Annotated in this window: 14 protein-coding genes; 8 read left to right on the top strand and 6 right to left on the bottom strand. The window is 64.9% G+C overall.

Annotated features, from left to right (window positions below):
* The first annotated feature begins 123 nt into the window (after window positions 1-123).
* The 5 genes from H7A12_08925 to H7A12_08905 all read left to right on the top strand — a co-directional run bounded on the left by H7A12_08925 (window position 124) and on the right by H7A12_08905 (window position 4272).
* The gene (locus tag H7A12_08925) at window positions 124-765 is read left to right on the top strand and encodes a hypothetical protein (protein MCP5320930.1); all 642 of its coding nucleotides are present in this window, start codon (window positions 124-126) and stop codon (window positions 763-765) included.
* A 12-nt stretch (window positions 766-777) separates the two neighbouring features.
* The gene (locus H7A12_08920; GenBank protein MCP5320929.1) at window positions 778-1059 is read left to right on the top strand and encodes a hypothetical protein; all 282 of its coding nucleotides are present in this window, start codon (window positions 778-780) and stop codon (window positions 1057-1059) included.
* A gap of 69 nt (window positions 1060-1128) precedes the next feature.
* Window positions 1129-1563 carry a thioredoxin TrxC gene (gene trxC / locus H7A12_08915; GenBank protein MCP5320928.1) on the top strand — a complete coding sequence of 145 codons (435 nt, stop codon included), beginning with the start codon at window positions 1129-1131 and terminating at the stop codon, window positions 1561-1563.
* 38 nt (window positions 1564-1601) lie between these two features.
* Window positions 1602-2798 (top strand): tyrosine-protein phosphatase, encoded by a 1197-nt coding sequence (locus H7A12_08910; protein MCP5320927.1) that lies wholly within the window; start codon window positions 1602-1604, stop codon window positions 2796-2798.
* Between the two features lie 16 nt (window positions 2799-2814).
* Window positions 2815-4272, top strand: coding sequence for an aminotransferase class V-fold PLP-dependent enzyme (locus H7A12_08905; protein ID MCP5320926.1), 1458 nt, complete (start codon window positions 2815-2817; stop codon window positions 4270-4272).
* A 219-nt stretch (window positions 4273-4491) separates the two neighbouring features.
* Here H7A12_08905 and H7A12_08900 read toward each other — a convergent pair whose 3' ends face one another.
* Window positions 4492-6507 (bottom strand): acyltransferase, encoded by a 2016-nt coding sequence (locus tag H7A12_08900; protein MCP5320925.1) that lies wholly within the window; start codon window positions 6505-6507, stop codon window positions 4492-4494.
* 462 nt (window positions 6508-6969) lie between these two features.
* Between H7A12_08900 and wrbA the strand changes: the two genes are divergently transcribed.
* Both wrbA and H7A12_08890 read left to right on the top strand, forming a co-directional pair.
* Window positions 6970-7560, top strand: coding sequence for an NAD(P)H:quinone oxidoreductase (gene wrbA, locus H7A12_08895; protein MCP5320924.1), 591 nt, complete (start codon window positions 6970-6972; stop codon window positions 7558-7560).
* A 155-nt stretch (window positions 7561-7715) separates the two neighbouring features.
* Window positions 7716-8258: a hypothetical protein gene (locus tag H7A12_08890; GenBank protein ID MCP5320923.1), complete on the top strand. Its 543-nt coding sequence runs from the start codon at window positions 7716-7718 to the stop codon at window positions 8256-8258.
* Window positions 8259-8309: 51 nt separating this feature from the next.
* On the opposite strand, the gene H7A12_08885 is transcribed toward H7A12_08890, so the two are convergent.
* A complete protein-coding gene (locus H7A12_08885) occupies window positions 8310-8825 on the bottom strand; it encodes a hypothetical protein (GenBank protein MCP5320922.1) in 516 nt (171 codons plus the stop codon).
* Between the two features lie 255 nt (window positions 8826-9080).
* Here H7A12_08885 and H7A12_08880 point away from each other — a divergent pair, with 255 nt between their 5' ends.
* Entirely contained in the window at window positions 9081-9278 is a 198-nt protein-coding gene (locus H7A12_08880) for a DUF2892 domain-containing protein (protein ID MCP5320921.1), read from the top strand.
* A gap of 87 nt (window positions 9279-9365) precedes the next feature.
* Here H7A12_08880 and H7A12_08875 read toward each other — a convergent pair whose 3' ends face one another.
* From H7A12_08875 to H7A12_08860, 4 genes are read right to left on the bottom strand one after another with little or no spacing between them, the layout of a single operon-like run.
* Window positions 9366-11759 (bottom strand): glycosyl hydrolase, encoded by a 2394-nt coding sequence (locus tag H7A12_08875; protein MCP5320920.1) that lies wholly within the window; start codon window positions 11757-11759, stop codon window positions 9366-9368.
* The gene (gene zwf / locus H7A12_08870; protein MCP5320919.1) at window positions 11756-13153 is read right to left on the bottom strand and encodes a glucose-6-phosphate dehydrogenase; all 1398 of its coding nucleotides are present in this window, start codon (window positions 13151-13153) and stop codon (window positions 11756-11758) included. Before zwf ends, H7A12_08875 begins: the two co-directional genes overlap by 4 nt.
* Entirely contained in the window at window positions 13150-13926 is a 777-nt protein-coding gene (locus tag H7A12_08865) for a TVP38/TMEM64 family protein (protein MCP5320918.1), read from the bottom strand. Before H7A12_08865 ends, zwf begins: the two co-directional genes overlap by 4 nt.
* Window positions 13926-14618 carry a class I SAM-dependent methyltransferase gene (locus H7A12_08860; GenBank protein MCP5320917.1) on the bottom strand — a complete coding sequence of 231 codons (693 nt, stop codon included), beginning with the start codon at window positions 14616-14618 and terminating at the stop codon, window positions 13926-13928. Before H7A12_08860 ends, H7A12_08865 begins: the two co-directional genes overlap by 1 nt.
* Window positions 14619-14652: the final 34 nt, after the last annotated feature.

Genomic DNA, 14652 nt, shown 5'->3' with positions numbered 1-14652 from the left:
GCATCGCATGAGCCTGACCAGACTATCTGAGGGATTTCCGGCCGTTTTTTGTCACGGTTGATGAGGGACAGAAGCTAGGCCCCCTCGAAGAGCTTGCAAGAAGCCCTCCGAGGGGGTTGTCTCGTGTTCGACCAAGAATGCGAGACCGCTCCAATGTGCCATGCCCTGTTACGCGATGCCAGCTTCTGGCGGTTTTTGCAGCTGATCGATCACGACCTGGCGGAGCAGGAGAGCGCTGGTGGCTGTCCGGCGTGTGGTGCGCCGCTGCATCGCGCCGACTACCCGCGCAAGCCGCGCGGCGTGCCGCGTGCGCTGTTCGGGCCGGACGGGGTGCGGCGCCTGAGTTTCTGCTGTGCCCGCGACGGGTGCCGGCGGCGCATGACGCCGTCGTCGGTGCGTTTTCTGGGGCGCCGGGTGTTTGCGGGCGCCGTGGTGGTGCTGGCGTGTGCGCTGGCACAGGGTCTGAGTGAGCGGCGCCGGCAGCGATTGTGCGAGCGTATCGGGGTCGGTTTGCGCACGCTCGAGCGCTGGCGACGGTGGTGGCAGAGGGATTTCGCCGCCAGTGCGCCGTGGGCGGCGATCCGGTCACGACTGGCCACGCCAGTGGAGGAGCAAGCGTTGCCGCACGGATTGCTGGAACGCATGACGCTGCGCATTCAGTCGATGCTTTGGCCGACGGCTCGTGAGGTTCGGTGGGCAAGCGAGATATTTTGTCGGTCGTCCTGCCGGCTAAAGCTTTCCGCTTCTGCCAGGAAATTTGTCTGACACGGTAAAACCATGAAACCCCACGTCTTCACCGCCACGGACAAGAGCGGCAGGCGCCAGCCCGAGGGTCGAGAGGCACAGTCGATCGAGCACTCGTGCACGATGCTGGAGCGCGAAGGTTGGCGCGCCATCGAATTCATCGATGGCGAGGATCTGGCAGCATCGCGAACACGCTGGTCACCGTCCCGGCAACCCAGGACGCAGCAGGAGTTTCGCATCCAGAGAAGTGCTGCAGTGACTGCAATCAGCGCTGAACACAGCGCGCGCCTGATGATCCTTCTTCGGCACAGGTGAAACGTACCTTGCAGCACGGCGGTTGCGCCCCCATGTTGCAGAGGTTGCCATTGCACCGGAGGAGCCGTGATGAGTGATGCACTGCATGTGGTCTGTCCGCACTGCGACGGAGTCAACCGTGTGCCCGCCGTGCGTCTCGCGCAACAGCCGAATTGCGGCCAGTGTCATCGGCCGTTGTTCACGGCCCATCCCGTGGAGCTGACGCAGACGAGCTTTGCCAGACACATCTCACGCAGCGACATTCCGGTGCTGGTGGACTTCTGGGCACCGTGGTGCGGGCCGTGCAAGACGATGGCGCCGCACTTCGCCCGTGCGGCACAGTTGCTGGAACCGGGCGTACGTCTCGCCAAGGTCGACACCGACGCCGCGCCCGGGATCGGTTCCCAATACAGCATCCGCAGCATCCCGACCCTGATCCTGTTTCGCGGTGGTCGCGAGGTGGTACGTCAGGCTGGCATGATGGGCGCGCAGGACATCGTGCGCTGGGTGCAGGCGCACAGCTGAGTACCCGGCAAACAATGCGAGCGACGAGGAGAAGAACGATGAAGAACTGGAACCTGCGCAGCCTGCTGGCAAGCGGATTGACCGCGGCGCTGCTGTTCATCGGTGCAGGCGTTGCTTGTGCAGACGTCCCCCGAACGGTGCCCGTTGCGACTCCTGCGAGCGTGACTGCAACCAACGCACCGGCCGCCAGGGCCTTCCGTGATGTGGCGCCGGCAACGGTCGAGCGCACTTCGCCAGGGCACTATCGGCTGCACTGGAGCGGTCTCGATGGTGCGGTCAGCATTTCGGTGGCCAGTGTGCCGGACGCGCGGGCTGCCGAGCGCCAGATCCTGGCGCGCGGTCTCGTGGGCGAAGAGGCTGCCTTCGAGGTGAACCAGGGCGGTCGCCCCTATTTCCATATCGAGGATCGAAGCGGCCACAGCCTGTGGGTCGCGGAGCGCCTGCTGCCGCTCGAAGGCGGGCGCAACTTTCGCGATCTGGGTGGCTATCTGACTGCGGACGGTCGCCAGGTGCGCTGGGGCAAGGTGTTTCGTTCGGGCGCCATGGCTGCGCTCAGCGCTGCCGACCAGAAGTACCTGAGCGATCTCGGGCTGCGTCAGGTGTGCGATTTCCGGACCACGAGTGAGCGGTTGCACGAACCTGCCGGATGGCTCGAGGCTGGCGGTGCGGTCAACTACTGGACGCGCGACTACGAGATGAGCGACGCCGACTTCAGCCGCTTGCTGACCGGCGACATCACCGAGGCTGGAGTGAAGACCAGTTTTGCCAGGCTCTATGGCAACCTTGCCTACGAACAGTCGCTCGCCTTCCGCGAGATGTTCCGCATGCTGGTGGACGGCGATTTGCCGCTCGCCTTCAACTGCACCGCAGGCAAGGACCGCACCGGTGTTGCCGCTGCGCTCATCCTGACTGCGCTTGGCGTGCCCAGAGAGACGGTGCTTGCCGACTACGCGCTCACCAACCGTTACCTGACGCCAGCAGCGTTCCTGAACGGGAATGACCGGAAGGCGCAGGAAGGCGGCAAGGCGGATGAGGCAAAGGCGCCGCTGCAGCAGATGATCGGCAAGCTGCCGCCGCTGGTGATCAAGGCCATGCTCGGCGCCGAACCCGAATACCTCGCGGCGGTCTTCAGCGAGATCGAACAACGCAGTGGATCAATGAACAACTATTTCCACGAGGTGCTCGGCGTCTCGGACGCCGATCTCGCCAGACTCAGGGCCGAACTGCTCGACTGACGTGGAGCGTCGGGAGATGTCCGATACGTTTGTTGCAGCCGATCCCGCCGATCTCGATCTGCCGCCGGAACGGATGCGGGCGATGACTGCGGCAGTGACGCAGCGCGTGGTCTCGCATTTGGCAGGGCTGCGTGCTGCACCGGTCTGTGGTGCCCTTGCCGGAGTCGAAAGTCTGTGCCGATCGCTGCGTGAACCAGCACCCGAGTCAGGTACGGACCTCGATGCATTGCTCGATCCGCTGTTCGAGCAGTGGATACCGCGATCGTTCAACACGGCCAGTCCGGGTTACTTCGCGTATATCCCGGGTGGTGGTGTGTTTACCGCCGCACTGGCGGATTTCATCGCCGGCAGCGTGAACCGCTACACGGGGATCTGGCAGGCAGCACCGGCGCTGGTGCAGCTCGAGGCCAACGCGCTCGAGTGGCTGTGCGAGTGGATGCAGTTTCCGGAGACCGCGCGGGGACTGTTCACCACCGGTGGTTCGATGGCGATGTTCAGTGCGATCGCCTGTGCGCGCGAGCAGAAACTTGGCACGGACATCCGTTCCGGCACGCTGTATGTGTCCTCGCAGTCGCATCATTCGATCGTGAAGGCGGCACGGCTTGCCGGTATCGCGCACGATCGGGTGCGCACGATCGCGGCCGACGCGGACTTTCGCATGCGCGTGGACGAACTCGCGGCTGCGATCAGGGCCGACCGTGCCAGCGGCCTGAAACCCTTCATGGTGTTCTCGACCGCTGGCACCACCAATACCGGTGCGGTGGACCCGCTGGACGCGGTGGCCGACCTGGCTGCGCGCGAAGGGTTGTGGCATCACGTCGATGGCGCATACGGCGGTTTTTTCCATATGGTGCCCGAGCTGCGTGGTCTGCTCGCCGGGCTGTCACGCGCGGACTCGCTGACGCTCGATCCGCACAAGGGACTGTTCCTGCCCTACGGTACCGGGGCACTGTTGGTGCGCGACGGTGAAGCTCTGCGCGCGCTGCATTCCTCGACGGCCGGCTACCTGCCCGACAACCAGAGCGAGTTCTACGATCCGGCACAGTACGGCCCGGACCTGTCCCGTGCGTTTTCCGGCCTGCGGGTGTGGTTGACGCTGAAGTTCTACGGTGCAGCGCGTTATCGAGCGGCGCTGACCGAAAAGCGCGAGCTGGCGCTGTGGGCTGCGGAGCAGCTCGCCGCCGTTCCCGGCATCGTCATCGACGCGAGGCCACAACTCTCGTTGCTTGCCTTCCACCTGGAGAACGATCGTCTCGCAACGCAGGACGCGCGCAACCGGGCGACGCAGGCGTTGATGGAGCGCGTGACGGCGCGCGGTCGGGTGATGCTGACTGGTGCACAGGTCGGAGAGCGCTACCTTGGACGCATCTGTGTGTTGAGTTTCCGCTCGCGGCGCGCGGAGGTGGAAGCATGCGTGGACGATATTGCGCAGGAGGCAGCGGTGCTGCTGGCCGAAGCTGCTTCTGCATGCTGACATGGCAGGAGATTTTCTGCTGCGCTCGGCCGTGCCTTGGGTCTGCTTGCCCGCGGAAACGCTCATCGAGCGCCTGTTGGGCATGCCACTTTCGATCTCGTGACTGCCCATGCCGGGCCGCTGGCCAGCAAGGCACCTCCGGGCGCAATCGTTTGGAGACATCGCCACCGCATCGACGGGGTGCACGTCCAGTCGTTCGCTCCAGAGGGTCCGCGTCCGCTATCGCGAGGCCGCGTCGATGGCCTGCACAAAGAACGGAGCAAGCTCCCGGCTGGTCTGGACGCTGAGGTGCGTGGCGTCCATGTACAGCCACTCACGGCCGCGGTGCGTGCTGCACAGTCCGTCCGGGCACAGCACGTTCCGCAAGTCGAGCACATGGCTTCCGGTCAAGGTTGCCGCCTCGCTCAGCGCCTGCCGGGATGGCTCCTGGATCGGCTCGATGACCGCCACGGGGACTGTTCGTCCGCACGTTCCCCGGAGCACTGCGACGTTCGTGCACGCTCGCGGATCCCATGGTGGTGCCGGATTGCGAAACGTGGGGATCGACTGAACCAGGACGACGCGATGCCCGGCCGCTTCGAGCCGCGAAACCGTCGCAGCGATGCCTTCGCGGAAAACACGCGCCTTGCCGACGGAATCGACCACAGGCTGCCCGGTGCCGAGACGAACACTGAGCGTGGGGTCCCACCAGTACTGATCGAGACCGGCGATCACGACGACGCCGGGCGTGGCCTGCGCGAGCGAGTCGATCGTGAACCGTGCATACGCCGTGCAGTGTGCAAACTCCGTGAGCGGCCACGCTTGCGGGAAATAGGGGCTTCGGCCGACGGCACGGATTTCCAGATGCTGGATGAGCGGGCAGGACGGGGTGGTGAAAATCCACGCTGGCCGTTGCAGCGAGTGAGCGGCCCCCAGCACGGCCTCGGCGAAGTGCCAGGCGTTCGAGTCGCCGACCAGATATATGGGAGAGGCTTCGACATCCCCGTTCCACCAGCATGCTTTCACGAGATCCGGACTGAATGGCCCGCGGCTGAGGCAGCCTCGTTCACTGGGGGCGTGTCTTGTCGACACCGCGACCCGTGCCTCGGCCACTCCCGGCATGGAGCGGAGCACGCGAGAACCCGCAGCGAGACCCAATGCGAGCACGAGTGTCGGCAGGACAGTCGCGAGCACCATCGAGAATACGCGGTGCGCGCCGACGTCCTGGCGCGCTCGCAGCGGCTCCTCGAGCCAGCGGAACGATGCCAGTGCCGGTACGACCGAAAGCATCGCTGCTGCCAACTTCACGCCTGCATCTCCCGGCCAGAGGAGGCCGGCGAATACGATGAATGGCCAATGCCATAGATAGATCGAGTAAGACCAGTCTCCTGCCTTCGCGAATGGTCGGCTGCCCAGCACTTTGGCAACCGCATGGTCGGATCTGCCCCCACCCAGAAGCAGCAGTACGGAACCGGCGACGGGCAGAGCCGTCCAGGGGCCGGGGAATGCTACGGACCCGTTGATGATCAGGCCCGAAACAGCCAGTGCCGCCAGCCCAAGAGCACTCATGGCAATACAAACGCTTCGCCTGAAGCGCCTGCCGCTCATCCCGGAGACGGCCAGCAGTGCACCGGCACCGAACTCCCAGGCTCTGCTGAGGGGTGAATAGAAGTTCGCGAGGTAGTGTGCGGACCGGGAATCCGGAGCAAGGACGTTGAGGCTGCTGAAAATCACGGATACCAGAGTTACCGCGACGACGCCGATGAGCGCGATGCGTTGCGGGCTGCTGTTGCTGCGATATCGTCCCCAGGCCCAGCACGCAGCCAGCAGCGCAGGAAACAGAAGGTAGAACTGCTCCTCGACCGACAGCGACCAGCAATGCAGCAAGGGGTTCGTTTCGGCGGGCGCATCGAAATAGCCTCCGGTTGTCCTCGCGATCACGAGATTGGCGAGCAGAAGGATTGCAGCGACGGTCGTCTTGGCAGCGGTTTGCTGGCTGCCGAGCGGAGAAAGGATGAACGCAGCCGCTACGATGACGACGGCAAGCATCAACGCAAGCGCCGGAGTCAGCCGCTTGAAGCGGCGCAGATAGAATTGACGAAAGTCGATCTTCCCGGTCGAGTTCCACTCGCGTTGCAGCATCTGCACGATCACGAAACCCGAGATCACGAAGAATACGTCCACGCCGACGAATCCGCCCGGTACGGGAAGGCCTGCATGGTAGGCAACGACCATGACCACGGCGATCGCGCGCAATCCCTGGATATCCGGACGTCGTGATGTTGTCCGATCATTCTCTGCGCGGGTCGAGTCGTTGCTGTGTGGGCCGGTGGCTGTTCGCATGCATATGCTTCGGATGAGTTGGCGCGCGGATGGTAAACCCAAACGGCCAGCAGTCGATCGACGCAGAGCGGGTTGCAGGGGCAGTGTTGTGGTGACGGGGCTGCCTTCGAGCTTGCCGGCGCGACAGCAGCAGCGCGACACCAGCAGGTTGCTGTTCCGCACTACATGCAGCATCCTGAAGGGCGACGCCGAGGCGAAAGATGCGGGGTCCGGGACGCCTATATCGACGCGTGGCGTGTGCTGCGAGCGCAGCGTCGCCAGGGTGCCGGCACGCACGCATGCGGATGGGTTCGCTGCCGGAGGCGGGTGAGTCGTATCGGTGGGGTTTCGCGCCGGCTGAAAACCAGTTCGTGCAAACCTGATAAGGAGAGTCCCATGAGCGTGAAGCTGGCCGTCGTCTACTACTCGACCTACGGCACCAACCATCGCATGGCCGAAATCGCAGCCGGAGCGGCACGTGAAGCAGGTGCCGAAGTGCGTCTGCTGAAAGTTCCGGAGACCGTGCCCGCCGAGATCGTTGCCGGTGTCGATCCATGGCGGGCACACGCCGAACAGACGGCTCATGTGCCGGTGGCGACGATTGCGGACATGGAGTGGGCGAATGCCTACCTGTTCTCGGCGCCGACCCGCTTTGGCAACATGGCGAGTCAGATGCGCGCGTTCATCGACACGCTGGGCGGTTTCTGGGCCAAGGGAGGTTTCGCCAACAAGGCCGTTTCGGCGATGTCATCGGCGCAGAACATGCACGGCGGGCAGGAAACGACACTGTTGTCGTTCTACGTCAGCGCGATTCACTGGGGTTCGATCATCGTTGCGCCGGGCTACACAGACGCAGCGATCTTCAAGACCGGCGGCAACCCGTACGGCTACAGCCACACCCAGGGAGCCGAGTTCGGCGACGACGCCAGTGCGTCGATCAGCCACCAGGCCCGCCGCCTGGTGGAGGTGGCACAGAAGCTCGGTTGAGGGCCGGAGGGCGTCGCAGGGGGTGATGACGCATTTGCCGTCGCGGGCATTGATCTGCCGTCATATATTTTTCCGCGCTGGTGACAGGTGAATTATTTCGCACGTAGACTGGACGGCGTCCGACCCACTCCCTGATAAAAATCGAGGTCTCGACCATGGCTGCCTTTGCAAGCGTCAATGCCGGAAGCAAGCGCATCGATCTCCACGCGTTCAGCGGAGAGGTCGTGGAGCAACAGAAATCCAGCTATACGGAAGTGTCGAGAGACGCCAACCACCCGACTTCCACCACCCACTACAACAATATTTTCGTGCGGGCCAGTGACGGATCGGAACGCTCGCTGCAGATCGAGGACTCGGGGTTCAGCGCCCGGGCAGGATCGAGGGCGTCCATCTTCTGGGGGATCAAGAACGGCAAGACCGAAGGTCCGTATCTGGGTATCGTCAACCACGATACCGGTGCGATCCACGTGATCCGTAAACCGGTGAATGATCTTGCCGGACCGCCTTTCTACAACATGCTGCTGATCGTTACTGCGATTTTCATCGCGGCGGGCTTTTATGACATGACAAATGGCAACATAGGTTCGGCGATCATCATGGCGGGCATCGGGTTGGGTGGCATCTATTGGATCTACCGGGGCCAGAAGGCGTTGCTGACGCAGATCAAAGCGGCCGCACTCGCGCTGCAGCCTGGTTGACGACCCGGAATCCCCGGTTACGGGGAGGATTATCCAACACGCAGGTGCTGATCACTTCAGCAGACGGGCGGCGTCCAGGGGGGCGAGTTCGAACCGGCCAGCCGTGGTCCAGACGAGCTGGCGGTCACAGAATGTTTCGTCGGCGAAGGCCGCAGCCTGCGTGCGGCCGCACTCTTCCCCGGATGTCGTCAGCCACAATTCTTGCCGGGAGTCGCGGGTTTCGACTGTCGCGTCGTATACGTCATCGCTGAATGCCTGCTGTGCGTCGTCACCGGTGTCGCCGGCAAAGACCATCAGAACTTTCGTCCGATCACCGAATACACCGGGCGCATTGTCACAGGGGATCCACCCTGCATAGACAACGAAGTCGGCTCGCTTGTCGCCGTTCAGGTCGACTCGGCGCGCTGCGTCGCGGGTGTTCGCCACACCGCCGGCTGCTGCGCATTCCTCTGCAAATGCATCGATCGCCTTGACCACGGGCGGAGGCAGGCCTTGCACGTCTTCGTCCGTCTTCGCGCAGGCTGCTGCGAGCAGCGCCATCGTCAGTACGGCAAGGCGTGTGAGCATGATGTGCTCCGTCGGGCATGGGATACGGGAACGCGGCTTCCGGGCATGATGACAAGCGTCATGCCAGTTCGTCCAGCGTGCTGCGTTCAAGCAGCGCTGCTAGCGCCAGAGATGCTACGCTGCGGGTGCGCGCACGTTGCAAGACACACAGGGGCCAGGTGGCGCACGTTTTCTGCGCCCGTTGCACGTGCCGTTGTTGTGCAGGTCGGACGTCTGACGAGCGACCTGATTTTGCCATCGAACCAGGAGGTTGCCATGAAAGCCAATGTCGGCGGAATCGACCGCATCGTTCGCATCGTGATCGGGTTGGTGCTGATCACCCTGGCTGTGACCGGTACCGTTGGCTGGTGGGGCTGGATCGGGGTGGTTCCCGTACTCACCGGGGTGTTCCGTTTCTGCCCGGCCTACCTGCCGTTCGGCATGAATACCTGCCCGCTGAAAGACCGGTCCTGAGGTGAAATGCGTTTGGCAGCAGCAGTACGTTGCTGCGGTCGTGCAGTGCGCGGAAGCGTTCGGCATGAGCGCTCTGGGTCGGTCTGCTCATGGGGAGGTTCCTTGTGTGTTGGGGCCTTCGTCGAGCAGCTTGAGGCAATGATCGAGGCCGATCCACTCGCCCGATTCCTGGTGCCGCCACGTGAAGTCGATGCGTTGTCCCGCGTGCAGAGCGGCACTCGGCAGCACGGCCACATGGACGTCGAGTCCAGGTACCGGGAGCGTGCGGGTGTCGGCCGTAGCGTGCCAGCCGTCGACGCCCCAGTGCACCAGGGCCGGCTCGCGCAGGCACAGCAACACATCGCTGCCCGCGTCGATGCGCGCTGTCGGCGCCTGTTCGAGCCAGACGCGGCGCCGTGGGGTCGATTGCTGTCCCCGGTAGCGTTCCCATACGGCGGCGGGGCAATCCCACGGCTTTGAGCCGTGCACCGACAGAGCGAGCTTAACGAACTCGGCGTGTGCCCAGGCGAGCGGCATCGCCGAACCGCTGGGATGCCCCGGCGACAGCCGGCGCGACGGGATCGCGGCGGTGTCCCAAACCTGCTCGGGCAGCATCCCGCCGCGGCTGGCCATTGCCATCATGGCGTGCAGATACGGCAACGGGTCACGCCCTGCCAGCAGTTCGTAGTGGCCGCGCTCACCGGTCAGGAGCGGCCACGGACGCCCGCTGCCGCTGCCGTCGAACGGTGCGCCATCCTCGTGCTCACCGTAGCCGTCACCGTTGTAGCGGCGCCAGGCAGGGCCGCTGGGCGTGTCGACACGCAGCAGGGCATCGATCACGGTGACGGTATCGCGCACCAGCGGATCGTCTGCGCAGCGCAGGCCGAAGCGCACCAGTTGCAGCGCGTCGGTGGATACCTGTTCATTGGCGGGCAGTGCGGTTTCTTCCCGGTGGTTCTTGATCAGCATGCAGCGCTGCATCGCCTGGTCGTCGTAGAAGATGGCGTGCGGCGCGACGCGCACGTAGTAGCCACTGACGCCAAGCCTGCGTGCCAGCGCGGTGTCCCTGACGGCGGTGAAATCCTCGATGCGTGCGTTCCAGTCATCGGCCAGTGCCAGCGCGAAGTCACGGGCTGCGGGTTCCAGAAACCCGGCGCCGGCAGCGAGTGCGGCGATGCACGCCGCAAGCGTGAACGTGTTGACCCCGGCGTCTTCTTCCCAGCGGTCCTGGTCGGTGGCGGGGCCGTTGCGCACGATGAAGCCGAGCGCACGCCGCACCATGTCGTGCACCTCGATGCCGCCCAGCGCCTCGCGCTCCGCCAGCAGCGCCGCGAGCAGCACCGGAAAGGCAGCCTCGTCGAGCTGCACGCCTTGCCAGTACGGTTTGCCGTCGAGCCACTGGTTCTGGTTCCAGTGGCCGTCCGCGTGCTGCGTGGCGATCAGATAGCGCAATACGTCGCGCGCCTCTGCCTCCTGGCCCAGCGCGAGCAAGGCACCCGCGCACTCGACCAGGTCGCGTGGCCATACCAGGTGGTAGCCGCCGCGCTGGTTGCTGCTGTTGCCCCAGGGAATGCTCAGACTGGCGACCATCGCGCCAGGGTGGATCTTGTCGCGGTGCACGTGCAGCACCATGGCCGAGATCGCCAGCTGTCGGGCCAGTTCGGGCTCGCACCGGGCACACGCCGGGGCAGCGATCGTGGCATGCCAGTTGCGCCAGTCGGACACCTGTTGCTCCCAGGCGGCAACGAAAGGTCGTACCAGCGCACCGACGGCCAGCGTGGTGGCTGCTTCCGGGCTGGTGCCAAAGCCAAGTGCAAGCGTGCACTCGCGTTGCAGTTCGCCGAGCAGCGCCACGTTGCCGGGTCCGGCACGGTCGTACTGCCAGCGCATGGCATCGTGGCGATCGAAATCCTGCCATCCGTCGCTGGCGCCCACATGCCCGACGCTGGTGCGGCCAAACGCATCGCACTGTCTGCGGTCGGCCGCTGCCAGCGCCAGCCAGGTCGATGATGGCTCGTCGCGCCCTGCGCGCAGTACGCGACGCGTGCCCTGAGTGACGGCTTCCGCCAGGTTGTCGTAGCCGCTGCCGTCGATATGCGACGCGAGCAGCACGTAGGGGCGCAGTGTTGCGTCGCCTGCAAGCAAGACTTCGACCAGCAGCGCGTCGCGCTGCGGATCACCGATGATGCGCAGCGTCAGCGTGAAGCGTTCGTGCGTGTGCACGATGTGTGCGGCGGGAATGCCGGGCGCCGGGGTCTCGAGGCGATAATTGCCGAGGCGCTTGACTTCACACCAGAAGCCGGCGTCGTCGGCGACGATGAAGCCGAGATCGCGGATCTGCGGCATGTCCACCCGCGGAAAGTAGACTTCGTTCACGATGCCGTGGCCGATCGTGAACCACAGTCGCGCCGGGCCGAGCGAACAGCCGACCAGGTCCTTGGCGCTGCTGGTCCAGCTCGGCGCGATGCCGGGGCTGCCTGGCGCAAACCTGCTGTCGCTCATGCCTCGTTCCTCGTCGGTGCTGCAGCCGGCCGATGCCAGCCTCCGCAGGGCGCGGTCATCGCATCGGCTTCCTGCGGCCCCCAGCTTCCCTGGCGGTACGGGTACACGGGCAGTGACTGCTTCAGTGCCGGATCGACGATACGCCAGGCAGCCTCGACGCCGTCCTCGCGCGCGAACAGCGTGGGATCGCCTTTCAGTGCGTCGCCGATCAGGCGCTCGTAGGCGCTCATTTGCGGTCCGTGTTCGTTGCACACGTAGAGTTCGACCGGCTCGCCGGTCATTGCGGTGCCGGCGTGCTTGCTGTTGGCGCCGATCGCGATGGCCACGTGATCCGGGCCGAGGCGGAAACGGAAGTAGTTGCTGGCAGCTGCGACCGCCGCACCGAAGACCTGTTGTGGCGGGTGTTTCAACTGCACCAGCACCTCGGTGGCGGTCGTCGCCAGTCGTTTGCCGGCACGAACGAAGATCGGCACCCCGGCCCAGCGCCAGGAATCGAGGTGCAGCCTGAGCGCGACAAAGGTTTCTACCTGCGAGTTCACGTCGACGCCGACTTCGCCGCGATAGCCTTCGTATTGGCCACGCACCATGTCAGCCGGTTCGAGCGGACGGATCGAGCGAAATACCTTGACCTTCTCGTCACGCAGCGCCTCGGCATCGCTTCCGATCGGCGGTTCCATTGCCAGGTGGGCCAGTACCTGCAGCAGATGGTTCTGTACCACATCGCGCAGCGCACCCACTTCCTCGTAGAAGCGGCCACGTCCCTGGACGCCGAGATCCTCGGCCATGGTGATCTGGATGCTGGCGACGTAGTTGCGGTTCCACACCGGTTCTAGGAACGCGTTCGCGAAGCGGAAGTAAAGCAGGTTCTGCACCGCTTCCTTGCCCAGATAGTGGTCGATGCGGAATACGGAACTTTCGGCAAACACACGGTGCAGCGCCAGGTTCAGCGCCTCGGCCGAGGCGAGATCACGGCCGAACGGCTTTTCGACCACGACACGGGCACCCGCTGCACAGCCGGAACTGCCGAGTCCGTCGACCACGGTAGGGAACAGGCTGGGCGGGACCGCCAGGTAGTGCAGCGGGTGCCGTGCGCTGCCGAGTGCCGCGCGCAGCTGCTGGTGCGTCGTGGCCTCGCGATAGTCACCGTCGACGTAGCTCAACAGGTCGAGCAGGTGCGTGGCAGCGGCGTCGATGCCATCGCCGTGCGTCTGCAGACTGTGCTGCACGCGTTCGCGCAACTGCTCGACGTTCCAGCCGGAGAATCCGACGCCGATTACCGGTACGTCGAGGCTGTGATTGCGAATCAATGCCTGCAGCGCGGGAAAGATCTTGCGCTCGGCCAGATCCCCGGAAGCGCCGAACAGCACCAGTGCATCGCAGGCGGGCATGCTCATGATCGGGTACTCCGTGCGGCAGCCGGATTGTGGGCATCATATGACGGCTCGTGTTCTGCGGCACCGGGTTCGTGCACTGCAGCGGTTAGTGCCTGCCGTGCCGTGCGCGATACCTGGTGCAGGACCACCAGCGCTGCGACGAATCCTCCGATCAGCAGCGCATCGTGCAGGTAGTGCGTGCCTGCGGATGCGCGCGACGCATCGATGAGATGCCGGGCGGCATGGCCGCCCCAGACCTCCAGCGCGACGTGCGGCGTCAGCGCGGAGCAGGCGAGCAGGAAACTGCCGAACCGCACGCCGGATGCACCCGACAGGTAGCTGATCGTCGCGGGATTGAACGGCGCCAGCCTGAGCAGCCATTGCAGCCGCCTCGCGTCCTTCGTCATCGCGCCCTGCACCGACCGCCAGGCGGGTCGGCGAGCGCTGAAGCGCAGCAACGGGGCGCGAAGCCAGTGGCTGCCGACGCCGTATTGCAGGGTGGCCGCCACTATGCCGGCGATCAGGGATGCGCCGAGCCCCCACCAGAATCCGAATAGGGCTCCGGCCGTGGCAGCAAGCAGGCTTTCGGGGATCAGCGCCGAGGTCACCACCACGTATGCCGTCACGAACAGCACGATGCCGAACGGGCCGGAGCCTTGCATCCACGCGTCGATCGTCGCGAGATGCCGCGACAACTCGTCACCGGCGACCACGATCGCAATTGCGGCAATCGCCAGCACCCCGATCAGCGCGATCGATCGGTGCGCCGCTGGAAGACCGGTGTGGGATGTCATCAGGTCTGCGTGGCGTCGGTTTCCCCCACCCGGCGCTTGCGTGCGAGCGTGAGGCCGTCGCCGACCGCGAGCATCACCACCTCGACGCGTGGGTCGCGTGCAAGTCTTGCGTTCAGCGCACGCAGCGCGACGGTGTTTTCGTCAGTGGCGTCCTCCCGCGTGATCTGGCCGGACCACTGGTACAGCACATTGTCGAACAGGATCAGTCCGTTCGGACGCAAACGCGCCAGCACTTCCTCGTAATAGGCCGGGTAACCGGTCTTGTCGGCGTCGATGAATCCGAGATCGAAGTGCTCGCCTGCGGGCAGTGCGCGCAGCGTTGCGAGCGCCGGGCCGACCCGCAGTTCGATGCGCTCGCCTACGCCCGAGTCATCCCAGAACCTGCGCGCGCTCGCGGTGTGTTCCGGGTCGATGTCGCAGCACAGCAGGCGCCCGTCGTCCGGCAGCCCGCGCGCGATGCACAGTGCGCTGTAGCCGGTGAAAGTGCCAATCTCGATCGCCGTACGCGCACCGATCGCGCGCGTCAGCAGCGTCAGGAACGCCCCCTGATCGGGTGCGATCTGCGCCACGGCCATCATGCCGAGAGTCTCGTTGTGACGTGCTATGCGCTCGAGTACCGGGTCGCGTTCGCTGCGCTGTTCGAGCATGTAGGCGTAGAGTTCGGGCGTCAGTGTGGTGTATTTGTCGCTCATGCGGGGTTCCTTGCGTGGGGGATTCCTGACGGCT

The organism is Pseudomonadales bacterium (assembly GCA_024234165.1).
Taxonomy (GTDB): Bacteria; Pseudomonadota; Gammaproteobacteria; order Pseudomonadales; family UBA5518; genus UBA5518.
The sequence above is the reverse complement of the archived record's forward strand: the minus strand, read 5'-3'. Positions and strand labels throughout refer to the sequence as shown.

Bases quoted from the DNA above. Each gene is read 5' to 3' on its own strand.
- H7A12_08920 (MCP5320929.1), top strand. From the start codon at position 778: ATGAAACCCCACGTCTTCACCGCCACGGACAAGAGCGGCAGGCGCCAG.
- trxC (MCP5320928.1), top strand. From the start codon at position 1,129: ATGAGTGATGCACTGCATGTGGTCTGTCCGCACTGCGACGGAGTCAAC.
- H7A12_08910 (MCP5320927.1), top strand. From the start codon at position 1,602: ATGAAGAACTGGAACCTGCGCAGCCTGCTGGCAAGCGGATTGACCGCG.
- H7A12_08905 (MCP5320926.1), top strand. From the start codon at position 2,815: ATGTCCGATACGTTTGTTGCAGCCGATCCCGCCGATCTCGATCTGCCG.
- wrbA (MCP5320924.1), top strand. From the start codon at position 6,970: ATGAGCGTGAAGCTGGCCGTCGTCTACTACTCGACCTACGGCACCAAC.
- H7A12_08890 (MCP5320923.1), top strand. From the start codon at position 7,716: ATGGCTGCCTTTGCAAGCGTCAATGCCGGAAGCAAGCGCATCGATCTC.
- H7A12_08885 (MCP5320922.1), bottom strand. From the start codon at position 8,825: ATGCTCACACGCCTTGCCGTACTGACGATGGCGCTGCTCGCAGCAGCC.
- H7A12_08880 (MCP5320921.1), top strand. From the start codon at position 9,081: ATGAAAGCCAATGTCGGCGGAATCGACCGCATCGTTCGCATCGTGATC.
- H7A12_08875 (MCP5320920.1), bottom strand. From the start codon at position 11,759: ATGAGCGACAGCAGGTTTGCGCCAGGCAGCCCCGGCATCGCGCCGAGC.
- zwf (MCP5320919.1), bottom strand. From the start codon at position 13,153: ATGAGCATGCCCGCCTGCGATGCACTGGTGCTGTTCGGCGCTTCCGGG.
- H7A12_08865 (MCP5320918.1), bottom strand. From the start codon at position 13,926: ATGACATCCCACACCGGTCTTCCAGCGGCGCACCGATCGATCGCGCTG.
- H7A12_08860 (MCP5320917.1), bottom strand. From the start codon at position 14,618: ATGAGCGACAAATACACCACACTGACGCCCGAACTCTACGCCTACATG.